The following is a 24,181-nucleotide window of genomic DNA, read 5'->3' as shown; positions in this document are numbered from 1 at the left end:
CGGGCCGACCCGCGCCCGCCGCCGGTGCCGGACCTGTTCCCGGGGCCCGTGTTCCCGAGCCCGGGTCCTGTGGGGCGTCGGCCCGGTGGTACGCGGCGTCTCGGCGCGGCAGCCGGCGGCGGCGGGCCGTCAGCCGCCTGCCGTGAGCCGTGAGCGGCCAGTGGCCGGCGGCCCGGGGCGGCTGTCCGGTCCCGTCACCGGTCTTCCGGTGTCCTCGGGAGCCGCACCACCGCCCGGCCCCCGTCCAGATCCACCGTCGAGCGGTTCGGCGGGGCGCCGTCCTCGTCGTCGTCCTTCAGCAGCAACGCAATCTGACGTTCTTTCAGCTCGCTCTGCTTGCCCGGGGAGAAGGTCGCGTGCAACTGCTCGAAGCCGGTGGAGGACACCTGTCCGGTCCTCCTGCCGCGGCCCGTCGCGCGCAGCAGCTGGTCGCCGAAGGCGATGACCGTCAGCAGGATGACCAGTCCGGGCAGCGTCATGAAGACGATGAACTCCATGCCGTCAGTCTCCGCCACGAGCGGCCGGGTCGGCCAGCGCCGCGGGCTGAGAGGGCGAGGGGCCGGGGGGACATGCGGAGGCTGCCCCCTTTTCGTACGGCATCGGTCGTTCGTGCGGCACCGGCCGGCGCCCGAACGGCGTCAGTTCCCGCCTCAGAGGGTGTCTGATTCCCGCTCCAGGGGTGTCTGCTCAGGGTCGTACCGCGACGGCCGCCGCGTAACCCGGGTCGACCGGCAGATCGCTGAGGGACCAGCCGGTGTCCGTGGCCGGGTGGGGGCCGGTGCCCGCATAGGTGAGGGAGAGCCCGCCGCCCAGGCCGACACCGGCCGCCTTGAGCAGGGATTCCTTGCGGGTCCAGCAGCGGGTGAAGGCGAGAGGGCGGTCGGCCGCGGGCAGCGCCGCCAGTTCCGTACGCTCCCGGGGGTGCAGCTGGGGCGCGACATCGGCGATCGTGCTCTCGCGGGGGACCGCTTCGACATCCACCCCGACCCGGCCGGGGGCGAGAGCGATCAGCACCAGGCCGGACCCCGTACTGCTGGTGTGCGAGAGCGAGAAGTGCACCGGGGTGCCGGGGACGACGGGCCGTCCGTGCGGTCCGCCGCAGTGGCCGCACGGTTCACGGGCCAGTGCGACGGCCTCGGGTGCCCGTCCGAGCCGGGCGCCGAGGAGTCGGCGCAGGGCGACATGCGCCACCGCGAAGGCTTCCCTGTCGGCGGGACGGTGGAAGGCGTCGAGGCGGGCGGACTCCTCCGCGTCGAGGAGGCGGCGGTGGGCCATCGCGTCCCCGGCGTGCTCGGCCACCCGGCCGGTCCACAGCAGCTCCACTCCCGGCGGCGGGGACGGCGCACCGCCTTCGGGGCCGCGGAGGGAGCCGGATCCGGCGGAGGTCTCGGGAGCCATGGGTCAGTGCCCTTCCGGTGGGTCGGCGGGACGGGAGGGTACGGCGGAGCGAACCGCGCACGAGGTACGGAGGCGGCGGGGGATACGGGCGAGGGCCCGGCCCCAACCGGGAGCCGGGCCCTCGCCGTACACCGTCCGCGCGCGCCGAGGACCTGGGCTTTCGGAGAGGCCCTCGGCCCACGGCAGGCACGTCACCAGGGCCGGAACGCGGCCCTGGTGACGCGCCGTGAGGCCCTGTGAGGGGCGCTCGGATGCCGCTCGGGCACCGCTCAGATGTTGACGCCGAAGTCCTGCGCGATGCCGCGCAGACCCGAGGCGTAACCCTGGCCCACCGCGCGGAACTTCCACTCCGCGCCGTTGCGGTACAGCTCGCCGAAGACCATCGCGGTCTCGGTCGAGGCGTCCTCGCTCAGGTCGTAGCGCGCGAGCTCGGCGCCGCCGGCCTGGTTGACGACGCGGATGAACGCGTTGCGCACCTGGCCGAAGGACTGGCCGCGGCTCTCGCCCTCGTGGATGGAGACCGGGAAGACGATCTTGTCGACGTCGGCAGGCACGCCCGACAGATTCACCTTGATCTGCTCGTCGTCGCCCTCGCCCTCACCGGTGAGGTTGTCACCGGTGTGCTCGACGGAGGCGTCGGGGCTCTTCAGGTTGTTGAAGAAGACGAAATGCTGGTCGCTGAGCACCTTGCCGTTGCCATCCACCAGCAGGGCGCTGGCGTCCAGGTCGAAGTCGGTACCGGTGGTGCTGCGAACGTCCCAGCCCAGGCCCACGACTACCGCAGACAGGCCCGGGGCCTCCTTGCTGAGCGAGACATTGCCGCCCTTGGACAGGCTGACACCCATGGAAATCCCCTGCGCAATCCGGCGCGGGCCGCGCCTTTGACGTTTCGTTTGCCCACTGAGGACAACGAGCCTCCCACGACTCCGGTTCCCGATCCCGGAAAGCAATATCTAAGTTTTGACTTATATAAGCGCAGACTGCATAGTAGGGATGTGCACGCATTCGATGTTCTCGGGGATCCGGTGCGACGCCGGATATTGGAGCTGCTCGCCGAGGGCGAGCAGCCGTCGGGCGCGCTCGGCGCGGTGATCCAGTCGGAGTTCGGGATCTCGCAGCCCGCCGTCTCCCAGCATCTGAGGGTGCTGCGGGAGTCGGGGTTCGCCTCCGTGCGGGCCGAGGGCACCCGGCGGCTCTACGCCGTCGACGCCGGGCCGCTGCGCGAGGTCGACCTCTGGCTGGACCGGTTCCGGGGCCTCTGGGAGCAACGCCTGGACGCCCTCGGCACCGAACTGGCGCGCGGCAGACGCGAGCGCCGCGGGGAGGCGGTGCCGCCGGACCGGCCCGGACAGCCGGGGCCGCCCGCACCGGCCGGCTCCCGGCAGCGGCAGCAGGAACGGCATGAACAGCAACAACAGCAAGAACGACAAGAACGCCAAGTGCAGCGGGAACAACAACAGCAACATCCGCATCAGCGGCAGGACGCAGCAGCAGAGGAGCAGCGATGAGTGACTTCGTCGATCAGATCAACGGCATCCACCGTGAGGTCGGAACCCGCCCGGTGGCGGACGAGCAGGCCCGTACCGTCCTGCTGCGGCGCACGTACGACGCCACCGCCGACGACGTCTGGGACGCCTGCACCGACCCCGAGCGGATCAGCCGCTGGTTCCTGCCGGTCAGCGGCGATCTCAAGCTCGGCGGGCACTACCAGCTGGAGGGCAACGCGGGCGGCGAGATCCTGGAGTGCGAGCCCCCGAGGCGGCTCAGGGTGAGCTGGCTCTTCGGCCCGAACCCCGGCTTCAGCGAGGTCGAGGTCCGCGTCACGCCCGCGGGTGAGGACCGGACCGTGTTCGAGCTGGAGCACGTCGCGGTCGTACCGCCCGAGATGTGGGACCAGTTCGGTCCCGGCGCGGTCGGCGTGGGCTGGGACCTGATGGCGCTCGGCCTCGGACTGCATCTGCGCGGTGGCGAGATCAAGGATCCGGCGCAGTGGCAGGAGTCCGAGGAGGCACGGGAGTGCATGACCCGCAGCAGTGAGCGGTGGGGTGAGGCGTACGCGGCGTCCGGCGCGCCCGATGACGTCGTCGCGGCGGCCGTACGGGGTACCACGGCCTTCTACGCACCGGAGCCGACACAGCCGACACAGCCCTCGGAGTCTTCGGAACCGTCGGAGAAGCCGGACAGCGCCTGACCCCGACCCGTGAAGCCGGAGGCCGATGCCCGAAGCGGGGCCGTCGCCCGAAGCCCGGGCCCGCGCCGCCGTGGGTCGGCGCTGGTGGCGGGGCCGCCGCGGCTTCGGCTCCCGCTCACGCCCCACCCGTGCCGCGCCCCGCCGCCGCGCCCCGGTCCAGCAGTTGCGCGGTGACGAACCCCACGACCGCGCACACGGCGATGAGCGGCATCTGGTTCGCCGCGTCCCCGCCCATGAGGAGGGCGACCAGGACGGCACTGGTGACCGGCAGCCGGGTGACCACCGCGGTCGCGGTCGCCATGCCGAGTGCCAGGGCCGGTGCCGTACCGAGCCCCGGCAGCCCCGAACAGGCCACCCCCATCGCCGCGCCGAGCAGGACGGACGGGAAGATCGGACCGCCCCGCAGCGCGCCCAGGCTGATGCCCCAGGCCAGCCCCTTGCACAGGACGAGTACCACGAGGGCGGCGACCGACCAGGCCTGCGGATCGGCGGCGAGCGCCCCCAGGGTCGCCTGCCCGGAGAGCGCGGCCTCGGCGGGGGAGCGGCCGGTGATCAGGGCGTACGCGGTGATCAGTACGCCCACGGCGACGGCGCACACCACCGTGCGCAGAGCCGTTCGCCGCCCGGTCCACTCCGCGGTCAGATAACCGACGCGGTGCGCGGCCGTCACCACGACCGCGATGACCACAGCCAGGGGGATCCCCCACAGGAAGTCGCCCGCATCCGGGGAGACATTGGGCGGGACGACGGGCAACTGGAGCGCCCCGATGGTGAAACCGGTCCACTCCCCGAAGCCCGTGAACACCAGCCCGCCCACCCCGCTGGCCAGCAGACAGGGCAGCAGCAGGACCACCAGCTGCGTCCCGGCGAGCCCGGCCGCCTCCACCATCATCACGGCGGCCACCAGCGGCCCGCCCAGGATGGTGGAGATCGCGGTGGTCGAGCCGGCCGTTCCGAGGACCAGCGCCGCCCGGGGATGGGCCCTGCGCTTCGCGGACCGTATGGTCAGCAGCGCCAGCCCGCTGCCCAGCGCCATCAGAGGGGCCTCGGGCCCCAGCACCACACCCAGCGGCAGCGTCGAGAGCGCGGCGAGCAGGACACCCGGCAGCGCCGCGGGCCCGCTGGGCGGCCCGGCGAGCCCCTTCACCGGCACATGACCGCCGCCGCCGGGGGCGCGGGTGACGATCGGCGCGAGCAGCAGACCCGCGAGCAGCAGCGCGGGCAGCGCCCACCACCAGGGGGGCTCGTCATAGCCGACGGCGCGGGGCAGGGACTCCCACACCCCGTGCTGGAGCCAGTGCTGCAGGCTCACGAAGAGGAAGCAGGCGAGGGCGATGGGCACGCCCAGGAGGGCCGAGAACAGCAGCAGTTTGACGTAGCCGCGGCTGCGGAGGATGTCGTGAAGGGGAGTCGCGTCGCTCGCCGCGCCCGGCACCGTCTCAGCCATGTGCCCCATGCAACGGTCACGGTGGGCGTTCTGCGCGTGGGCAGGTCCGAACGGGTGAGGACGCGCCCGGCCCTGCCCCGCCGTCCACCCGTACGGGGCAGCGCGGCTCGCCCGCCGGGCCCGGCACGGTTTCGCTGGCTTCAGCGAGCGCGCCACGAGCCGCGCATCCCGGCAGCGCGGAGGTGTCCCTCATGGCGGACGAGGCGAATCGAGATCACGGGCCGGGCGAGGAAGGAGCCGGACCGGGCAGGAAAGGCACGGGACCAGGTGAGGAAGGCGCCGGACCGGGTGGGGGAGGGCCTGGACACCGTGGGGAAGGAACCGGACGCGGCGGGGAAGGAACCGGGCCGGAGGTGCCCGGCGGCCCGGGGCCGGGCCCGGACGTCGGCCCGGACGTCGGCGCGGGCGGAGGCGCCGGTGACAGCGACGGAGAGCTCGCGCGCCTGCGGGAGCGGGTCACCGCACTGGAGGGCGGCGGGCGCGTGCCCCACCACCACCGCTTCCGCTCCTTCTGTTCCGCGCTGCTCATCGTCGTCGGCTGTGTGTTCGCCCCGCTCGGCGTCGTCGCCGCGTGGGCGTCCCAGGAGGTCGGCGACACCGACCGCTATGTCGCCACGGTCGCCCCGCTTGCCTCCGATCCGGCGGTGCAGTCCGCGGTCGCCAACCGGGTGACCGACGCCCTCATGGCGCACATCGACCTGAACTCCCTGCTGGCGGGCGTGGCCCCGGCCGATCGTCCCCGCCTGGCCACCGCGCTCGGCAGGCTGGGCGGCTCGCTGGAGGATTCGGTCAGGAGCTTCGTCCACGACAAGGCGCAGGCCGTCGTCGCGTCCGACACCTTCCAGACCGTTTGGACGGACGCCAACCGCAAGGCCCACGACGCCGTGGACAAGGCCCTGACCGGCAGTGGCGGAGGGGCGATCCAGCTCACCGACAACTCGGTGCAGCTCGATCTGGGGCCGGTCGTCGACCAGGTCAAACAGAGGCTGGTGGCCGACGGGCTCACGGTGGCGGGGAAGATCCCCGCGGTCCACACCGACATCACGCTGGTGCGCTCCGACGACATCAGCAAGGTCAAGACCGGTTTCCGGCTGCTTCAGCTCTCCGGGTTCTGGCTGCCCGTCCTCACGCTGGTGCTCATCGCCGGCGGCATCCTCCTCGCCGCGCGCCGCCGCCGTACACTCGTCGCCGCCGCGCTCGGGGTCGCCTTCGCGACGGCGCTGCTCGGCCTCGGGCTGACCGTCTTCCGCGCCGTCTATCTCGACGCGCTGCCCGCCGGGGTCTCCCAGCCCGCCGCCGGGGCCGTGTACGACGCGCTCGTCCGGCTGATGCGGACGACGGTACGGATGGTGGTGGCGCTGGGCCTGGTGGTCGCGTTCGCCGCGTGGGTGACCGGCCGGGGCCACCGGGCCGTCTTCGTACGCCAGTTCTGGCACTCGGGGATTTCCGGAGCCCGCGCGGCGGCCGACCGCGCCGGTCTGCGGACCGGTCCCGTCGGACCGTGGACCCACCGGTACCGCCACTGGATCACCTGGGTGCTGGTGGGGCTGGCCCTGCTGACGTATCTGCTGTGGAGCCATCCCACCGGGTGGGTGGTCGTCGGGCTGGCGCTGGCGCTGCTCTTCGCGCTGGCGGTCGTCGAGTTCCTGGAGGAGCCGGCGCCGGAGGCGGGGCCCGCGCGGGGATCGGGGCCAGGACCGGGACCGGGCCCAGGTGCGGCACCTGGGCCGGGCGCCGCACCGGAACACGCACCGATGGGCCACGACCCCGGACCCGGGCCTTGATCCGGACCGTGCCGGGACCGCGACCGTGCACCGTGGCCAGGTGCCGCGACCGCGATCAGGGGCCGCGACCGTGCACCGTGATCGTGACCAGGGGCCGGCGCGGCGGAGGGCTCGTCACCCGAACGCCCCGTCCCGATGGCGGGGCGGCCCGGGGCAGCCGAGGCTCGAATCACCGTCCGCATCCGGCGTACGGGATGACGAGAAGGGAAGTCCCCATGACCCAGGCATCTCAGCCGACCGGGACTCCGCAGTCCAGGCCGACCCCTGGTCCTGTCAGGGACCAGAACAGCGGCTGGGCGGTGGGCGGGGTCGTGTTCGCGGGCGTCCTGCTGCTGTGCAACGGTGTGCTCGCCATCCTCCAGGGCATCGCCGCGATCGCGGAAGACGTCGTGTACGGAGTCGTCGGTGACTACGTCTACCGGATCAACCTGACCGGGTGGGGCTGGATCCACCTGGTCATCGGCGTCTGTCTCGTGATCACCGGCGCGGGCGTGCTGAAGAACATGGCCTGGGCGCGGTACGCGGGCATCTTCTTCGCCGCCATCAGCCTCATCGCCCAGTTCATGTTCCTTCCGTACCTCCCGATCTGGTCGGTGATCATGATCGCGATCGACGGCTTCATCATCTGGGCGCTGGCGGTCTACCGGTCCAACGGCCGGGAGGCCCTGGTCTGACCCGTCGTCCCCACGGCCCGGCGGCCGGCAGCGGCACCCGAGTGCCCGGTCCACAGTGGTGGACCGGGCACTCGCGGCGCCGTCGCCGACCCGGTGAGACCGGCCAGGTGCCGAGCGGGCCCACGCGACGGTGGGCCACCCCGTGCTCCGTGATGTCGCCCGGCGCGGGTGGCCGTGGCGCGGGCCGGTCCCGCTCCTCCGCGCGACCGGCAGTCGACGAGCGGCAGTCGGCTACCGGCGGCTGGCGACCGGTTTCCGGTCTACCGGTCACCGGTCACCGGGAGAGGTCCGCGCGCAGGACGTTCGGATCGGTGAGCGTGTACGCCGCGGAACTGGCGACGTAGACGGCCGAGCCGTGGCGGGCCAGCGCCGTGGGGTTCTGAAGGCCCTGACGCGCGGTCAGCACCGGCGTACGGCGGCCGTCCTCGCGGACGAGGTCGACGCGGTTGTCGGTGACCCGGGCGACGAGGAAGTCGTCGCCGCGCCCGGGGAACAGCAGATCGTCGATCTCGCCGAGCCCGTCGGCCACGGTCCGCGGCTCGCCCGCCCGGCCGCCGGTGAGAGGCAGGCGCAGGACCGTACCGCGGTCGTGGTTGGTGACCCAGACCGAACCGTTGTGCACCTTGACGCCGTTGGCGCCGAGGAACCCCTCGCCGGGCGCCGGGTCGAGCGCGGGGTCGTCGCTCCAGCGCTCGGCCGGCCCACCGCCCAGGGGCACGCGCCAGACGGTCCCGCCGACGGAGTCGGCGACGTACAGCCGCCGCGCGGCGGAATCCAGGGCGAGGCCGTTGGGCAGCGAAGCGGCGGGGAGGGGGGCGACCCGGCGCGGGGCGGCCGCACCGGGTGACAGCCGCCAGACACCGGTGAGTTCGGACGTCCCGGTGGCGTACAGAAAATAGAGAGTCCCGTCGTCCGCGCGGACCACACCCCCGAGGAAGGGCTCCCCGAACGCGGGCGTCTCCGACTCCGGGGGCGGCGCGGGCACGGTGGCGATGACGCGTACGGTCCCGTCCGGGCCGACGCGGGCGAGCGCGCGGGCGTGCGCGAAGGTGACGACGACCGAACCGCCCGGCTCGGCGGCGATGTTCTCGGGCTGCCGGCCCGCGTCCAGGTCGAGGCGGGCGAGGACACGCGCGGTGGAGGCCCTGAGGACACAGCCCTCCCGCGCGCCGGACCCCGTATCGGCGGACTCGTCGCCGGCACCGGATCCCGCGCCCGCGCCCGTGTCCGCGCCCGCGCCCGTGTCCGCGCCCGTGTCCGCGCCCGTGGCCGTGTCCGTTCCGGTACGGGATCCCTTGCCGGTGCCGGGCTCGTCGTCGATGCGGGCTCCCTCGCCGGCGGCGGGCCCGTCGGCCGTACGGGCGCCGGTGCCGCCGGTGGCCGGAGCCGTGGGAGCCGCCCCGGCCTGGGAGCCGTACAGACCGGTGAGCGCGAGCGCCGTGACCGCGGTGACCGCGATTCCTCTCGGCGAGAACCCGGACGGGAGCTTGGGCGCGGGCTTCGACATGTCCTGTCTCCTGGGGGAGGGAGCGCATGCGTGGGGCGTGGGTGTCTGCTGTCCGTCGGAGGGGCGTGAGTGGCCTTCAGGCGAGCCAGGAGAGCACCGGCCCGCCACCGGTGTCCAGCGCTGTCCGCGCTGGGCGTACACGGAATCTGTCCCTCCGGTGTGACGGGGAGTCATGCACGGGCCGCACGGGTCACGACGCCAGTACGGCCAGATGCCTGCCCCGGGCGCGTACGCCGTCACATCAGCGGCACGGTGGCCGCGAGCGCGGCGCCGACGGCGGCGGGCGCGGTCCCGGCCCCCGTCCGCGGCGCCTCGGCCATCGCGGCGACGCCCGGCAGCGCACCGCTCGCCCAGGGAAAGGCGGGCGCGGCGAACCACCGCGTCGGCGTACGTCCAGGGCCGCCCGCGCTCCGGGCTCCGGGGCCGGCGCCGTGGGGTCCCCGTGCTGCTGCGGGGAGAGCAGCAGGAAGCGCCCCGGCCGCCGGAGCGGTCCCGGGTGTCCGAGGGATCCCGGGTCTCCGGGCGGTCCGGGGGCCGTTCGGTTCTCGGTGTCCGAGCGGTCCGCGGGTTGTGTGCGGCCCCCGGGTGTGAGTGGCCGCGGGCGCCCGAGCGGCCCGCGTCGCCCGGGTGGCCGCAGGTGGAGGAGGAGTACGGGTGGGCACGACCGGACCTCGTGACGACCGAGGCCCGGCGAGGAGCGGCCCGCTCACTCCTCCGAGGCTCTGAACGGCAGGGGAATCGGTAGGAAGGTTTCAGTGAACATCGCCTGACTGCCGCGCGGTAGCGGGACACTTGTCCCCAACAGCCTTGTCCGCATCCACGGAAGAGGAGGTCCGCCATGGGCCGCCGATCCCCGCTCGCGCGCACTTCCAGACCCCCCACGGACCGTCGGCGCCAGGTGTACATGAACCACAAGGTTCCGGGCGTCCCCGGCCTCCCCGACCCGATCGTCCTGGCCACGGACGCCTCCGTCACCCCCGACCTCGCCGCCTCCGGCTATCTCGCCACCACGGGCCACACCGGCCTCCGCGCCCACGCCTACCCTCCGTACCTCGCCCGCCCTTCCGCCCGAGTGGTGGTGACCGAACTCCGCGCCGTCTACTGGGGCCTGAGCACGGTTCTGAGCGCCCACCCCGGCCGCCCCGTCGAAACCCGTGTCGACAACCTCCAGGCGCTCACCTTCCTCCGCCGCTGGCAACAGGGCGGCTCCCAGATGCCCGACGGTTACGACACCCACCTCCGCTCCCGGGGCGCCCAACCCAGCCTGGTCAAACTGCAGATGCTTGCCGAATACACCCCCCACCTCACCTTTCTCCACGAAAAGGCCCACGCGGGCCACCCCCTCAACGAGGCCGCGGACTCCCTCTCCAAACTCGCCCTCCGCTGTCTCCGCGGCAGCGTCCCCCACACCGAACTCCCCCGCCTGATCCCCCTGTGGGCCAAGGGCGCCCTCCGGGACTACCGCCGCTCCCTGACGACGGAGTGAGGTGCTCGTGGCCGCCGTCCGGAGCACGGGCGGACCGGAACACCGGGCATCGGGCTCCCGGCACCGGGGATCGGGCATCGGGCTCCCGGCTCCGGGAAATCGGGCTCCGGTGAATTCACCCCCTCATCGATCCCGAGAAGGGGGAAGGTCCGGTTCCGCGAGGCGCTGGCCGTGAGGTGGCGTCGGGCGGCGCGCCAGACGCTCTCGAACTGCCCGGCCGTCAAGGGTTCCGGCGCATGGCCCTCCCACTCGGACACAGGGGCCTCGGCGGTGAACCCGTACCGCACATCGGAGTCCGTGTCCCGGGCGGCGGCGACCGGCCGCAGCCCGGGCCCTTGGAGTTCGGCTTGTCGGCGACTCCTCACCCGGGCCGGTCGCTGCGCTCCATCACGTTCTTGAGTGCGGTGAGGTCGGCGAGTACGGCATCTGCATCACGCTGAAAGTGCTCGTCATCCATCCACGCCAGTCGGCGGAGAGTGAACACCACCTCACACCCGGTGCCGTCGGCGATCACTCGCATCGGGTTGTAGACGACCTCACCCGAGGGCAACGTGACATCGTGATCGAGCACACCGAACTCGTTCCCTTGCGCGAAGGCAACGACGACGCGCCCCATGGGAGACGACTCCGCGATCCATTGCCCATCGATCCTGTTGATGGACTTGCCCAGCCCCTGAGCCCACTCCGGCAGGTTGGCGGGGTCCGACGCATAGTCGTAGACATCCTTGACAGGGCGATCGATAGGTGTGCTGATATGCCGCGAGGCAGAAGCAGTAGTCTCCATGGCCGCGACGGTACGAAGCCGCTGCCGCCGCCGTCTTGAATGAATCGGTCAGGTTCACACCGCGACGTGGACAGGACCTCTCCGCCGTCGTCACGCACAACGAAGCAGGGCCGGTTTCCCCTCCGGGTGGTTTGCTGTGCCTGGTCAGGGCGTTTTGCTCGGGTGGTCTCGAAGGGGCTCGGGGAGCGGGTCGGCTCCCAGACGGCTCCCGGAACCCTGAGTCCGCATCGAGACGGCATACCGTCGGCGTCCCTACACCTGGTGTGACAGGTCGTCCACCAGGAGTTCGAGAGTGGCCTCCTCATGAAGCGCGACGCCGAGGGCGGTCATGGCAGGGGCGAGATCCGGGTCCCAGTCCGCGCCGACCGGCGGTCCGTCGAGCGCCAGTTGGGGGACGCCCTCAGCCTGACTGCGAGCGGCGAGGTGCTCGTAGTCCGCGGCGCCCATGCGCCACGGCAAGGCTTCGTAGCGGCGCATGACCCGGTTGGCCAGAGCGATCCCCGGCCAGTCGAAGTCGCCGTGGTAGGCGAAGCGGCAGCCCGTGGCGGCGAGGGCGTCGAGAAGCGTGAGGACCACCGTGGCGGCGCTGCCGGACGTGCACACGAGCGGCTGGACGCACGCCGCGTCCGCCGCGGCTTCCACCACGCGCGGATTCTCACAGATGTGGATGAGCGTTCCGGCGGGGAGTCGCAGCCGCAGGACGTGCAGGTCGCGCGGTGTGAGGTGGGCTTCGGCGTGATGCTCGGCCCGCTCCCGTAGGGCCCGCTCCCGCCAGCCCTCGCCGTCGGGTCGCAGCCCGTAGGCCAGCACCGTGCTGGAGACCTCGTCCGGCGTGACGGACACCAGCCGCCACAGAGCGCGGCGACCGGCCGCGTCGTCGGGGAACTCGGTGCCATGGGCGAGGGCGACGCCGCGTTGGACGAGGCGTGCGAGCCAGGTGCCGTCGTCCAGGCCGTGAGCGGAGCCGGTCGCCATGGCGGCGAGTTCTCCCCGGCCGCGTGCGCCGTTGCGCTCGGGTCCGAGGAGAGCGGTGAGGACGTGGACCGCCTGCCGGAGTGTCCCTATCGCCGCTTCGGGCCTCACTCCTCTCGGAACGCCGGCACGGCGCGACAGGTCGTACCACTGCCGGGGCCATTCCCGGTCGGCGAGCGGGGAGGCGTCCAGTGACGAAGCGAGGGACGACCACACCTGCTCCCGCCGTGCCGCCACGTCCGCGCGGGCGGCACGGCGGTCGGTGAGTGGCGGGCCGAGTTCCTCCAGGGTCTCCCTGAGGCCGAGTGCGGCGGCCGAGGCACGCAGCCGTGCGTCGAGCACGTCGAGCCGTACGGTCACGGTGGTACCTGTGAGGGGTTTGCCCAGCAGGAGAGACAGGTCGTTACGTTCCTGGGCGTTCACCGCGGTCAGCCGGAGCGAACCCGTGGCCTGTACGCCGTTGCTCTCCAGGCGTGTGCGTACCCCCTCCCAGAGCCGGGTGAGCCCAGGTCCCGTCAGCCAGTCGCGCGTTGCGGAGGGCAGCCCGCTCATACGGACACCAGACGCCGGTGCCGACCGTTCCAGGTGTAGTGCAGGGTGGCCACCCCGCGCACATGGGGATCACGCAGGCACTCGTAGATGTGCAGGGACGGAACCTCGGGCCAGTTGCCCATGAGCCGCTCGCTGGTGAGGACGAAGTCGAGATCGAGGTCGACGAGAATACGGCCCAGCCGGCCATGGGTGGGTTCGTCGACCTTCGCGAAGGCGTCGTCCAGGAGGATCAGCCGCGGCGCGTGCGGTGCCGACTCGGCGAGGCCGGTGAAGTGGGCGGCGGCCGCGGCGAAGAGTACGAGATAGGAGAGCACCCGCTGCTCGCCCTGGCTGAGCCCGGTCCGGCCGGTCAGCCTCCGCCGGCGGCCTGGAGCCGCGTCCTCGACCACGAAGGTGTGGAAACGGAACCAGTCGCGGTAGTCCAGCGCGGTCCGCAGATGGGCGGCGTAACCGGCTGACGGGTCGGCGCGTCGGGCGTCCTCGATCCGGCGTTGCAGTACCTCGCGCAGCTGTTCGGTCTGCTCGCGCGTCCTGAGGCTCGACGGACTGCGCAGCAGCTCGACGGCCGCGCGCACATCCGCGTCTGCGTCCACTGCGGACTCGTCCAGCTTCCACAGCAGCTCGACACCGAGACCGTGGGATGTGCGTACGGTCCGCAGGGTGTCGTTGAGAGCCGCGACCAGGTTCGCCGCGGTGATGACCTGCGCCGAGAGGTGGTCGCCGAGCTCACCGGTCAGGAACCGCTGGAACACCTCACGTTCGCGCTCGGTGAGCCGTCCCCGGGCCTCCGCGGCCTGGAGCGCGATCCGCTCGCCCACGGCCGCGACGTCATGGGACCCGTGGTCGTCGGCCAGGCGGCACACCTTGATTCCGTCGCGTTCTTCCAGTTGCGCGTCGAACCCGCCGACCAGTTGGTCGCGCAGCTCGGTGTGGCGGTTGAGCAGCGTGCTGTCCGACACATCGCCCTTCGGGCGGCCGAGGGCATGTTCCACGGCGTCGGCGATGGCCCGCAGTGCTCGCAGACGGCTGCGGACGTCCGCGCCGGGATCGTCCGACACGTACTCGGGCAGCGAGGACCGGTCCAGCCCGGCGCCGCGCACCACCTCGGGTCGGCCGAGAGCACCGCGAAGAGCGCTGCCGGTGTCGATGACCGCCGTCTCCTGGTCCGCCAGGTTCCCGCGCAGGCGCTTCTCGTCCTCTTCCGCGCGCACGCGCAGGTCGTGGAGTTCGTCGCGGGTTCGCTGTGCCGCGGGGAGGGCGTGGACGGCGTTCGCGATGCGCTGCCTGGCCTCCTGCTCGCGGGCGAGGATCTCCTCCTCGGACGACCCGATGGCCTCCTCGCGGGTGCGCAGGTCCTGCTCAGCGGTGCGCAGTCCGGCGAGGTGGAGCCGGTAGCTCTCGTCCGCGGCCAGGCGGCCCTCTCGGGCGCGTCCGTACCGGTCGGCATCGGCCCGGTTCGCGCCGAGCCGCTCGCCCGTGCCGCCGACGGCCCTGCGCAGATGCCCGACACCGCTGAGCAGGGCAGCCAGTGCGGTGCGTACGCGGTCCAGGGCGGCGGGGTCGCCGGGCAGGTCGTGGGCGGTCGCGGTGGCATCCGCCTCGGCACGCGCCGATACCGCGAGAGCGCGGGTCTCCTCGGCCAGCCGTGCCGCCCGGGTCGCCTTGGCGGTCAGATCACGCAGCGTCCTCTCCGCCGATGCGGTCCTGCTCCATGCGTCAGCGAGACTCCGTGCCCTGGGGAAGTCCCGTTCCGCGTGCGTGAGAGCCCGGCGCAGGGCATCGGCTGCGGCGAGTTCCTCGCGGACGTCGGCCAGCCGCTGTTCCGTCTGCGCGATCCGCTCCTCCAGCTCGGCGAGGATGCGTCGCCGGGTCCCGGCGCGTACGGCGGCGCCCACGTACTCGGTGTCGCCCTTGTCGTGACGGCCGCTGAGCACGCCCAGACGCCAACTGCCGTCGTGGAACACCGCGTTGTGAGCGGAGGTCTCCTGCGCCGGTGCGAGTGCGATGGTGGCCAGCAAGCGCCCCACCTGCTCGGACGTGACGCCGCAACCCGGTTCAGGGGCCGGGCGCAGGGCCGAGGCGAGAGTCGGCCCGTCGGACAGCACGGGACCCGGCTGGAGAAGGGTGTCCCGGGTGCGCGGATCGAGAAGGACGCCGTGCGCACCCACCCACGCGTCCAGGATTCCACTCGCCTCCAGCGCCCCTTCCAGACCGGCCCGGTCGGCCGGAGCCAGGTCGTCAGCGAAGTCCACAAGCCGGTGGAAAGGTGCTCCACTGCCCGGCGCCCTCGCGGCGACGCGATGGTGCGGGGCCGGCGGCTCAGGGTCGGTACGTCGCTCCCAGTCCCGCTTCTGCTCCGCCAGGCGGTCGATTTCCTCGCCGAGCCGGCTGACGCCGAGTGCCAGGGCGTCCCGGCGCCCGGTGAGTTCCTCGCCGTACGGCTCCCATACGGCCTGGGCGATCCGCCACGCCCGGCTGTCGATGTCGGGCGGCAGAGTGCGGTCCGCGAACGGCGCGTCGGCGGAGGTCTCGCAGCCGACCGAGGCGTGGACGGCGTTCAGCGGCGGGCAGCCGGGACCCAGCGCAGCCCGCGTGTGCGCCGCCCACTCGGCGACATGGCGGGCGTAGGCGCCGCTCTCCTCGGCGACCTTCTGGCGGCTGCCGTCGAGATGGCCGGCGGCCTCCTCCGCCTCGCCCTCCAGCCGTTCCCGCTCGCCATCGGCCTGAGCTGCCCCGGCCCGGGCCTCGTCCGCCCGTGAGATGAGGCGGGTCACCTCCTGAACCATCCGGGCCCGGTTTCTCGCGACCGCCTCGGCGTTCTCCAACTGGTTCTGCCAGGACCGCAGCCCTTCCTGCGTCGTGACCGTGTCCACGCGGGCCACCGACCGGTGCCGTACGGTGCGCGTCTCCCCGTCCGGAGTCGTCAGCTCAGTCGCGGTGGCCTGGGCGAGAACCGTGCGCGGCAGGGCCACCGCCTCGCCGAGATGGCCGGTGGGAAGCCCGGCCTTCTCCGCCTGCGTCAGCAGCTCCCGGTGTTCGGTTCCCAGCTCGGCCAGCCGGCTTCCGAGGTGTTCGACACCTTCGGCCAGCCGCTCCGCCGAGCTCTCCTCCGCGTCGTGTGCGTTCCGCAGGGTGGTGAACGCGGCCACGGCGGCGGTGTGCAGCGCCTCCACCGTGCCGCGGCGCTCCGACAGTTCGCGCAGGCTGCGGTAGGCGTGACTGGCGTGCAGGGCGGCCAGGTCGGTCCGGGCGGCCTGTTCCTCCTCGCGCAGGGTCTCCAGTCGGCCCTCCGACTCCTCCTCCTGCGTCCTCAGGTCGCTCGTCCGCTGTGCGGCGTCTCCGGCTGCCCGGCGCCGCTGCGCGAGGACGCCCAGCTCGTGGCTCACACTCCGCGCGGAGGTGCGCAGGACTCCGGCCAGGTAGCCGCGGTAACTGGTGAGGAACGTGCGCAAGGCCGCGTCGGTGCGTTCCAGGCGGCCCAGTTCGTCCCGTACGGCGTCGAGGTCGTGGAGGTTGCGCGCCACCTTCTCGACCACGTCCTCGTCGAGCCCCGGCAGGGTCTCGCTGAGCAGGGAGGCCAGGCCCCCGTGTTCGATGCGGTCCCCGACCGTCGGGCGCCGCAGCCGGTGGAGGAGCTGGGTGAGGTTGCGGTAGCGCGTCGCGTCGGTGATGCCGAACAGGTCCCGGGCCACACGGGAGCGGTGCAGGACCGCACGGTCGGTCGCGTTGTCGGAGCCGACGATCTCCTTGAGCCGGTCGACCGGCAGCGGCTTACCGGCCTCGACCAGGTGCAGGTCCTCACCGATCCGCAGCGGGGTGACGAAGAACGTCGGCAGCGCCTTCTGCGTCGACTTCGAGGCACGGATGGCGGCACCGAGCGTCAGGTGGCGGTGACCGCCGTCGTCGGCCGTGCCCCGGAACTCCACCCACAGGTACCCGAGGCGGTTGGTCTGCTCGAACCCGTCCAGCATCAGCCAGGTGAGCGTGGTGCGGCCGGTGCCCGTCGCGTCCAGTGCCCGGGAATCGCCGTCCAGAAGATACGGGAGCAGCATCTCCAGGGCCTTGGACTTGCCCGCGCCGTTCTTGCCGCGCAGCAGCAGCCGTCCGTCGCCGAAGGAGAACTCCTGCTCGTCGTACTGCCAGACGTTCTGGATGCCCGCCCGGTACAGCCGGAAGCGGGCGCCGGCGGTCGTCGCGGGGCCGGAACGCGGCGGTGGAACGAGGCCACGCGCGTCGGTGGTCACAGCGGCAACTCCTCTTGAACGTCCGTGCCTTTGCCGGCCGCGGTGGCCGGGCGCACGGTGACGTGGGTGGCGTAGCGGGCCGCTGCGGCCAGCAGCACCCAGCCGTTGCCGCCGGGCCGTGCGCCATGGACATCGGTCACCGTGCGTCCTTCCGGCGCCTCTTCGACGTATCCCTCCGGCAGTCCCTCTCCCTCGGCGCGCAGCCGCCCGGCGCGGGCCATCAGCCGCATGCGGACCAGCAGGTCCAGTACGGCCTCTCGCAGGGAGGGAAGGTCCTCCAGATAGCCGCGTTGCCAGTTGCCGCGCTGCCCGTACTCGGCGATCAGCCCGGCCAGTACCTCATCCACCAGGCCGTCCGGGACGGCCACCCCGGTGACGAGCCTCCCGCCGGTCGCCGGATGCCCCGGCTCCTGCGGCCGAAGCTGTTCCACGAGCCGTTCCGCCAGCAGCAGCGCGGCCTGTGCGACGGTCCCGGTGCCCGGCAGGTGCAGATCCGTCAGCTCCTCCTCGGGGTCCACCAGAGCCACGCCCTCGGCCCGGATCTCCATCTCCAGGCCCAGGAGTTCGGAGAAAGCCTGGGCTTCCCGGCGCTGTCGGGTGCGCAGCCAGTCGCGCTCGGCGTCGGTCAGCTCGTCGAGGTGGACGACGGGTGTCTCGACGAGCATCCGACGCACATAGGTGCGCGGTCCGCCGAACCCCGGGTCCGCTGCCCGCCGGACCAGGTCGGCGCCGTCCCGGGCCTGTGCGAGCGGGCCGGCGACGACCACGCGTGCCAGCTCCCGATCCACCGTGATCAGGGCCTCTCCGCCCGCCTCCTGCACCATCGCGGCCACATGGCCCTCGGTCTCGATGAGCACGCCCCAGTCGACCAGCCGGCGCAGAGCCGCGACCAGGGTCCGCTTTCCGGCCACCCGGCCCGTCTCCTCCAGCTCGATCCCCGCGTCGGCCGCGGCGGCCCGGATGTCGGCGACCAGCTGCGACAGCAGCATCTGCTCGGGCGCGGTCACCAGCACGGACAGCGCCAGCGCGAGGCAGGCGTACGTGTGCGGGGTGAAGGGCGTGCCGGTGGAGCGCTCCAGCCGGTGCCCCGAGCCCGCTCCCAGCCCCGCCTTGAACAGCCGGGCGAAGGAGCTGTCGACCAGCAGGCGGTAGCCGAGCACCTGCTGGAACCGTTTGCCCAGCCAGTCGGCGTGCCGACGGATCAGCGGGAAGAGGTCGGCATGGGGGCCGTCCGACGCGACCAGGGGGTGGGCGAGCAGCAGCCGGGCGGCCGTGCGGCGCTCGGCCGCCAGGGCCACGTCGTGAGCCGAGGGGAGGGTCATGACACGCTCGCCTCCGTTTCGCCGTCGGCCGTGGCGGAGGTACGGCTGATGCCCAGCTCCAGATCGTCCAGCAGCAGGTCGCCGTCGGCCGAGTACAGCGCCGTCCGCGTGCCCGCCGTCCGGCGCACGGTGAGCCGGATACCCAGCTCGGCGTCCTCGCTGCTCGCCGCGTCGAGGCCGAAGCCCGCCGTCCTCTCCCCGTCCGTGCCGACGTGCCTGCTGAGCTGCGCGTTTCCGAGCGCCGTGGCCAGCAGCTCCAGGAGCAGCCCGAGCGCCGCCGACGTGAGGCGTACCTCGGCGAACCGGCCGGACGCGCTGCGCAGTTCGTCCGCCGCCGCAGCCCTGGCCGCCGCCCGCTGACGGGCGGCCTCCCGCAGCCGCTGCTTCTGCGCGGAGTGGTCCTCCACCGAGGACGCCCGCCCCCGCTGGGCGCGACTGCCCCTTTCCCGCAGGGCCACCGGTACCTCGACCACCGGACCGGTCCACCAACTCGTGTAGGCGGGCACCGCCTCGTCGGTGGCCGGGGGTATGCCCAGATGACGGGCGCCGTACAGTCCGAAGGCGGCGACGGCGATGTCGTGTGCGTCCTGCGGCGCCGCTTCGTCGAACCAGCGGGCCAGCCGCAGCAGATCCTTGCGCCGGGACATCTCCCCGGTGGCCGACCGCAGCATCCGCTTGGCGTTGGCGAGCAGCGACTGCAACGCGCGCAGGGTGGCGTCCCGCAGCTGGTCGACCTGACTGCCCTGACCGTCGGTGTCGCTGAACCAGCCGCGCAGGCCCTCCCAGTCCGCGAGCTCGCGGCCCCGGCTGCGCTGGACCCGGATCTCCATCCGGTTCTCGCCCTGCGGAGACAACCCGGCAAGGCCCTGGGCATGGGTGTCCAGCCGGTCCAGCAGGGCCGGCACGTGCGGCCACAGGGTGTCCAGTGCCCCCGAGATACGGGGCGCGCGGAACGCCACGTCCTCCGTGATCGCCTCGACGTAGTCCAGGAGCAGCTCCTTGAAGCCCTGGTACTCGGCGCTGTCCAGGTCGTAGCGGGACAGCACCTGGCCGAGGTAGGCGTAGAAGTCGCGTGTGGAGTCCGCGAACTCGGTGAACTGCACGAACAGCGTGCTGATCCGCTCCAGTCCGTCCTGCGGCTCGACGCCGCCCGGCGCGGTCACGAGGTCGGCCAGCTCCCGCAGTCCGCGCTCGACCAGCGCCAGCAGTTCGTTGCTCACCTCGCGGGCGGCGTCGGCCTCGGACAGGACCCCGTCGGCGTCCCGCTGGATGCGTTCGCCCAGCTTCGACAGCTGGTAGCGCGAGCGGGAACGCTGGTACTCGCCGATGCTGGACGCCTTCACGGTGTGGCTGCTGCGCAGCAGGTTTCCCCACTGCACCAGCTGTTCCAGCCGGGCCGTGAGGGTGTCGGCGTCGAGCCCTGCGGCGGAACCACCACCCTGGCGCAGCTTCGCCATGATGTCCGGGACGGCAAGATCCGCCAGCAGCGTTCCACAGAAGATCCGCATGATCGCGACGTGCTCCAGCCGCTCGGGCGCGCTGAGGTACGTGTACGCGTTCAGCCGCCGACGCGCCTCCTCGCCGGCATCCTGAGCTGCGCCGGATGCGGATCCCCCCATGCCCGTGAGGTTACGCGGCGCATCCGGGCGCCGCCGGTGTGCGGCCGAAAACGCCCCGGACGTGTGCCAGGCAACGGCCTGGTGTCCGACGGCCGACCGGGACCGACCGCTTCCGTGTGCGACAGGCTTGACCAGGCGCTTTGCGTTGGGGTCTGTGAGCACCCTCCGGGTCGGCCGAGGAACAGGTTGCGTCTGCGCAGGGGTTGCGGACGCGGGAGTCCCGGAGCCGGGTCGCTTTGACGACACCGCACCGGTCATCGGTTTGGACGCCGCTGAACTACGTGCCGACTCGATGGTCTACGAGAGGAGCGACGGCTCGTGCTTCGCCGGGCGGCCGGTCACCGAACATGTCGCCCGCCAGGTGGCCGGCCGTCTCGCGGGGGAGATCCTCCCCGAGATGGATCGCAAGCAGCAGGACATCGAGCAGGAGCGCACCCAAACCTCCGGGTCCTCCTACGGCCGCCGGGACGATCGCACGCTGGACGCGGAGGCAGCCGTCCCACGGACCGTCCGGGCGTGGTGCGGCGAAGACAAGGCCGACCGCCACGACGAGTTGGTTGCCCTGCGTGCGGAGGTCATCCGGCTCGGAGAACTCGTCGAGAAGGCGGTCAAGGCCCTACGCGACCGCGGTCACGGTGTCTCGATTCCGTTGAGCATGGCCGGAGTCCTGTGGATCAGGTGGGGCCGGCGCACCGCACGGCGATCGCTCCGCGTCACCGCAGACGGTCTCACCGTCGAGGTCGGCAAATCCCGCCGCACGTACCGGTGGGATCAGATCCAGCAGGTCACCGTCCGGCCCGCCCCCAGGCGGATGTCCGTGTGCGTCCAGCCCACTGCCGCGACAGGGACTCCCCCAGCGCGGCGCACCAGCAGATTGCTCCCTATCTGGACGGACGTACGGGTTGGATCGTGGTCACCAAGGCTCGCGGCCTGGGCGTCACCCCAGGACAGATCTCACATGCCATAGCCGGGCACGCCGGATCCCGATGGACCACTCACCCCGCCCTCTAGTGCCGCATCAGGCAATGTTCGCCCTGGGCGCTCTGCGACGATGACTCCATGGACGAGGAAGTCATTCCCATTCTTCGCGTCGAGGACGCTGCGGCGGCGGTCGCGTGGTACGAGCGGCTGGGCTTCGCCAAGCAGTGGGAACACCGCTTCGAACCGGGACTTCCCGCGTTCGTCGAGGTTGCCCGGGGTGGGGTGCGGTTGTTCTTGTCGGAGCACGAGGGCGACGCCCGCCCCCCGACACGTTGGTCTACCTCCGCATGCGTGATGTCGAGGCCATCGCCTCCGAGTTCAGTGTGCAGCCGAAAGATGTTCCATGGGCGCGTGAGATTGAGCTGCGCGACCCTGACGGCAACCGCCTGCGGATCGGCACGCCGACGGAATGACGCTCGCTGGCAGCGCGCAGCAGGGAATCTGTGCTGGCGGCTGAGGGAGTACGCGCCCGCGTGACCGGCCCGAGATGTGGCGGAGGCGAAGCGCACCCGAGTCGAGAAGGCCATCGCCGAAGCGGCTTCGTCCGGCAGGTCGGCCCGTCGCGCGAGGCGGCCCACTGGCGGCGCTCCGGCCACGCTACGTGGATCTTCACCCCGGCCGCGACCGGCTGGCACCCGAAGAAAGCCCACAGGACGCGCACCCCGTCCCCGTGGCGGGCGCCCCTTTCCCCGGCATACCGGTGCGCGGCCGGGGCGCCGCCAACCGGGCTGAAGCCTGCTGGATGCCGATCAGGGATCGGCTCACTCGCCACGGCCTCTGCCACGGACACCGGACGCTCATGGAGGAACTGGGCACGCCCAAGGTCCTCATGGACGAGCGGATGGGGCACGAGGACGGATCGGTCGGCGCCCGCTACAGCCACGTCACCGACTCACATGCGGGCGACGCTGTTGGACCAGTTGACAGAGGTCTGGCACGAACGAGTCGCTGGACGCCCGTCGTCTGTTGCACCCGCGTTCCCCGGTACCGGTGCCGGACCGGCTGTTGCAGCAGCGTGCCACCGAGACGTGAACCGCTGACCAAGATCACCCCCAGTTGACACCCAGCACACCCCAGGAACGCAATCAGGGCCGGTCTCCCGAGAAGGAGAACGACCCTGACCTGCTATTTCACTGTCGGGGTGGCGGGATTTGAACCCACGACCTCTTCGTCCCGAACGAAGCGCGCTGCCAAGCTGCGCTACACCCCGATGCCACCGGCTTCACGGCGACATCGATTACTTTAGCCCACCCGCGCTCCCAGGCGAAATCCGGTTTTCGCGGGGTCCCGGCGGTGAGAGGCGGCCGGGAGGAGGGGGCTAGGCGGGGGGCACGAGGGTCAGGAGGGTGGCTTCCGGGGGGCAGGCGAAGCGGACCGGGGTGTAGCGGTTGGTGCCGCAGCCGGCGGAGACGTGGAGATGGGCGGTCTTGCCGGCGGTCTGGTGGGTCGAGAGGCCCTTGACCCGGTCGGTGTCGAGGTCACAGTTGGTGACCAGGGCTCCGTAGAAGGGGATGCAGAGCTGGCCGCCGTGGGTGTGGCCGGCGAGGATCAAGGGGTAGCCGTCGGCGGTGAAGGCGTCAAGAGTGCGCAGGTAGGGGGCGTGGACGACGGCCAGGGAGAGGTCGGCGCCGGATTCGGGGCCGCCCGCGACCTCCTCGTAGCGGTCACGCTTGATGTGCGGGTCGTCCAGGCCCGTGAACGCGATCTCGCCCGCCTCCAGCTTCAGGCGGCCGCGGGTGTTGTTCAGGCCGACCCAGCCCGCCGAGTCGAACGCGTCACGGAGGTCCTCCCAGGGGTTGTGTACCGCGCCGACCGCGGGGGCGTTGCCGTTCAGCCCGTGGCGGCCCTGGGCCTTCTCGAAGAGGTAGCGGGCGGGGTTGCGCAGCTTGGGGCCGTAGTAGTCGTTGGAGCCGAACACGTACACACCCGGGAACTCCATCAGCGGGCCGAGCGCGTCCAGGGCCTCCGGGACGCCCTCCGGGTCGGAGAGGTTGTCTCCCGTGTTCACGACGAAGTCCGGGCGGAGCCCCGCGAGGGACTGCAGCCAGGCCCGCTTCTTCCGCTGGCCCCTGACCATGTGGATGTCGGAGACCTGGAGGATCCGCAGCGGGCGCATACCGGGCGGGAGCACCGGGACCGTCAGCCGTCGGAGCCGGAACGACCGTGCCTCGAAGGCGGCGGCGTAGACAAGGCCGGCTGCTCCGACTGCCGTGATTCCCAGGGGTACTCCGTAGCGTGCGCGCATGTGTCCATCGTCGCAGACCGGCGCGCGCGGGCGCCGGGCCGGCGTTCGGCGGGCCCGAGTCGGTCGTACGCGCCGGTGGCCGCCGTCACCGGAACCTGGTGCGTCGGTTCGGATACGGGAACCCGCCCTCCGCGCCGCCATGCCACCCCCGCCCGGCACGGCCGTACCGACCCGAAATGATCGGGCAGCTGCATCGGCCCACCTGTCACACTCCCTGTATGACCAAGCTCAAGGCCACGCTCCAGCAAGACCTCACCGAGGCGATCAGGGCGCGCGACGAACTGCGTTCCTCCACGCTCCGGCTGACCCTCGCCGCGATCACCAAGGAGGAGGTTTCGGGCAAGACGGCTCGGGAGCTCTCCGATGACGAGGTACAGAAGGTGATCGCCAAGGAGGCGAAGAAGCGCCGGGAGGCCGCCGAGGCCTTCGCCCAGGGCGGACGGGCCGAGCAGGCGGAGCGGGAGAAGGCGGAGGGGGTGCTGCTGGACGCGTACCTTCCGCAGCAGCTCAGCGACGACGAGCTTCGTCTGATCGTCGCCCAGGCCGTCGAGGAGGCCAGGGCCGCCGGGGCGGAGGGGCCGCGGGCCATGGGGGCCGTGATGAAGATCGTCAGCCCGAAGGTCGCCGGGCGCGCGGAGGGCGGCCGGGTGGCCGCGACGGTGAAAGAGCTCCTCGCCGGCTGATCGGGCCGGGAGTGCTGATCAGGCTGGGTGAGTGCTGATCGGGTCGGGAGCGCTGGCCGGGCTGCGAGAGTGCTGATCGGGCCGGGCGGAGGGGCCGGGCTGAGCCGAGTGCGCGGGGCTGGGCCGCCGGGCCGTTGCGGCAGCCGGGAGCCCGGCTGGTTTGGGCGGCTCGTTCCACAGGCAGCGATGCGGCCGATGAGGTGGTGACCGTTGTCTTGGCGTGATCCTCGCCTGTAGGAGTGTCCCTGGGGGCGGGCCCTCACGCGCGGGTGCCACTCGCGCACAGGTCTGG

At 72.3% G+C, this 24,181-nt stretch carries 16 protein-coding genes, 1 tRNA gene and 4 pseudogenes; 9 read left to right on the top strand and 12 right to left on the bottom strand.

What is annotated here, in order from left to right:
* Nucleotides 1-194: 194 nt before the first annotated feature.
* The 3 genes from ACFYT4_RS05510 to ACFYT4_RS05500 all read right to left on the bottom strand — a co-directional run bounded on the left by ACFYT4_RS05510 (nucleotide 195) and on the right by ACFYT4_RS05500 (nucleotide 2,243).
* Nucleotides 195-497 carry a DUF6191 domain-containing protein gene (locus ACFYT4_RS05510; RefSeq protein WP_389265772.1) on the bottom strand — a complete coding sequence of 101 codons (303 nt, stop codon included), beginning with the start codon at nucleotides 495-497 and terminating at the stop codon, nucleotides 195-197.
* Between the two features lie 190 nt (nucleotides 498-687).
* Complete coding sequence (locus ACFYT4_RS05505) at nucleotides 688-1,398, bottom strand: 4'-phosphopantetheinyl transferase family protein (protein ID WP_389265518.1); 711 nt, start codon at nucleotides 1,396-1,398, stop codon at nucleotides 688-690.
* A gap of 269 nt (nucleotides 1,399-1,667) precedes the next feature.
* Nucleotides 1,668-2,243 (bottom strand): TerD family protein, encoded by a 576-nt coding sequence (locus tag ACFYT4_RS05500; protein ID WP_389265516.1) that lies wholly within the window; start codon nucleotides 2,241-2,243, stop codon nucleotides 1,668-1,670.
* Nucleotides 2,244-2,393: 150 nt separating this feature from the next.
* Here ACFYT4_RS05500 and ACFYT4_RS05495 point away from each other — a divergent pair.
* Both ACFYT4_RS05495 and ACFYT4_RS05490 read left to right on the top strand, forming a co-directional pair.
* Nucleotides 2,394-2,717: pseudogene (locus ACFYT4_RS05495) on the top strand (ArsR/SmtB family transcription factor); the annotation flags it as partial.
* A gap of 185 nt (nucleotides 2,718-2,902) precedes the next feature.
* The gene (locus ACFYT4_RS05490) at nucleotides 2,903-3,589 is read left to right on the top strand and encodes an SRPBCC family protein (protein ID WP_389265514.1); all 687 of its coding nucleotides are present in this window, start codon (nucleotides 2,903-2,905) and stop codon (nucleotides 3,587-3,589) included.
* A gap of 115 nt (nucleotides 3,590-3,704) precedes the next feature.
* Here the strand turns inward: ACFYT4_RS05490 and ACFYT4_RS05485 are convergent, their stop codons facing one another.
* Nucleotides 3,705-5,036, bottom strand: coding sequence for a chloride channel protein (locus ACFYT4_RS05485; protein ID WP_389265512.1), 1,332 nt, complete (start codon nucleotides 5,034-5,036; stop codon nucleotides 3,705-3,707).
* A gap of 353 nt (nucleotides 5,037-5,389) precedes the next feature.
* On the opposite strand from ACFYT4_RS05485, the gene ACFYT4_RS05480 reads away from it, so the two are divergent.
* Together ACFYT4_RS05480 and ACFYT4_RS05475 are read left to right on the top strand one after the other, a co-directional pair.
* Complete coding sequence (locus tag ACFYT4_RS05480; protein ID WP_389265509.1) at nucleotides 5,390-6,820, top strand: hypothetical protein; 1,431 nt, start codon at nucleotides 5,390-5,392, stop codon at nucleotides 6,818-6,820.
* 215 nt (nucleotides 6,821-7,035) lie between these two features.
* Nucleotides 7,036-7,494 (top strand): hypothetical protein, encoded by a 459-nt coding sequence (locus tag ACFYT4_RS05475; protein WP_389265507.1) that lies wholly within the window; start codon nucleotides 7,036-7,038, stop codon nucleotides 7,492-7,494.
* Nucleotides 7,495-7,768: 274 nt separating this feature from the next.
* Here ACFYT4_RS05475 and ACFYT4_RS05470 read toward each other — a convergent pair whose 3' ends face one another.
* On the bottom strand, nucleotides 7,769-9,001 hold the full coding sequence (locus ACFYT4_RS05470) for a hypothetical protein (RefSeq protein WP_389265505.1): 1,233 nt from the start codon (nucleotides 8,999-9,001) through the stop codon (nucleotides 7,769-7,771).
* 904 nt (nucleotides 9,002-9,905) lie between these two features.
* Between ACFYT4_RS05470 and ACFYT4_RS05465 the strand changes: the two genes are divergently transcribed.
* Nucleotides 9,906-10,487, top strand: coding sequence for a hypothetical protein (locus tag ACFYT4_RS05465; protein WP_389265503.1), 582 nt, complete (start codon nucleotides 9,906-9,908; stop codon nucleotides 10,485-10,487).
* A gap of 361 nt (nucleotides 10,488-10,848) precedes the next feature.
* Here the strand turns inward: ACFYT4_RS05465 and ACFYT4_RS05460 are convergent, their stop codons facing one another.
* From ACFYT4_RS05460 to ACFYT4_RS05440, 5 genes are all read right to left on the bottom strand, one after another.
* Nucleotides 10,849-11,271, bottom strand: coding sequence for an SRPBCC family protein (locus ACFYT4_RS05460; RefSeq protein ID WP_389265502.1), 423 nt, complete (start codon nucleotides 11,269-11,271; stop codon nucleotides 10,849-10,851).
* A gap of 252 nt (nucleotides 11,272-11,523) precedes the next feature.
* Nucleotides 11,524-12,795, bottom strand: coding sequence for a TIGR02679 family protein (locus ACFYT4_RS05455; RefSeq protein WP_389265500.1), 1,272 nt, complete (start codon nucleotides 12,793-12,795; stop codon nucleotides 11,524-11,526).
* Nucleotides 12,792-17,039, bottom strand: a complete 4,248-nt coding sequence (locus tag ACFYT4_RS05450; RefSeq protein WP_389265498.1) for a TIGR02680 family protein — start codon at nucleotides 17,037-17,039, stop codon at nucleotides 12,792-12,794. Before ACFYT4_RS05450 ends, ACFYT4_RS05455 begins: the two co-directional genes overlap by 4 nt.
* Nucleotides 17,036-18,361: a TIGR02678 family protein gene (locus ACFYT4_RS05445; RefSeq protein ID WP_389265497.1), complete on the bottom strand. Its 1,326-nt coding sequence runs from the start codon at nucleotides 18,359-18,361 to the stop codon at nucleotides 17,036-17,038. Before ACFYT4_RS05445 ends, ACFYT4_RS05450 begins: the two co-directional genes overlap by 4 nt.
* Nucleotides 18,358-19,980, bottom strand: coding sequence for a TIGR02677 family protein (locus ACFYT4_RS05440; protein ID WP_389265495.1), 1,623 nt, complete (start codon nucleotides 19,978-19,980; stop codon nucleotides 18,358-18,360). The genes ACFYT4_RS05445 and ACFYT4_RS05440 overlap by 4 nt, the downstream gene beginning before the upstream one ends.
* Nucleotides 19,981-20,151: 171 nt before the next feature.
* Between ACFYT4_RS05440 and ACFYT4_RS05435 the strand changes: the two are divergent.
* The 3 pseudogenes from ACFYT4_RS05435 to ACFYT4_RS05425 all read left to right on the top strand — a co-directional run.
* Nucleotides 20,152-20,620, top strand: a pseudogene (locus ACFYT4_RS05435) (PE-PGRS family protein); the annotation flags it as partial.
* 419 nt (nucleotides 20,621-21,039) lie between these two features.
* Nucleotides 21,040-21,374: pseudogene (locus tag ACFYT4_RS05430) on the top strand (glyoxalase superfamily protein).
* Nucleotides 21,375-21,450: 76 nt separating this feature from the next.
* Nucleotides 21,451-21,993: pseudogene (locus ACFYT4_RS05425) on the top strand (LacI family transcriptional regulator); the annotation flags it as partial.
* Nucleotides 21,994-22,097: 104 nt separating this feature from the next.
* On the opposite strand, the gene ACFYT4_RS05420 reads toward ACFYT4_RS05425, so the two are convergent.
* Together ACFYT4_RS05420 and ACFYT4_RS05415 are read right to left on the bottom strand one after the other, a co-directional pair.
* Nucleotides 22,098-22,171 (bottom strand) — tRNA-Pro (locus ACFYT4_RS05420).
* Between the two features lie 108 nt (nucleotides 22,172-22,279).
* Nucleotides 22,280-23,206: a metallophosphoesterase gene (locus ACFYT4_RS05415; RefSeq protein ID WP_389265493.1), complete on the bottom strand. Its 927-nt coding sequence runs from the start codon at nucleotides 23,204-23,206 to the stop codon at nucleotides 22,280-22,282.
* Between the two features lie 218 nt (nucleotides 23,207-23,424).
* On the opposite strand from ACFYT4_RS05415, the gene ACFYT4_RS05410 reads away from it, so the two are divergent.
* Nucleotides 23,425-23,889 carry a GatB/YqeY domain-containing protein gene (locus ACFYT4_RS05410; protein WP_389265490.1) on the top strand — a complete coding sequence of 155 codons (465 nt, stop codon included), beginning with the start codon at nucleotides 23,425-23,427 and terminating at the stop codon, nucleotides 23,887-23,889.
* Nucleotides 23,890-24,181 lie beyond the last annotated feature (292 nt).

Source organism: Streptomyces sp. NPDC004609 (assembly GCF_042873655.1).
Classification (GTDB): domain Bacteria; phylum Actinomycetota; class Actinomycetes; order Streptomycetales; family Streptomycetaceae; genus Streptomyces.
The sequence above is the reverse complement of the archived record's forward strand: the minus strand, read 5'-3'. Positions and strand labels throughout refer to the sequence as shown.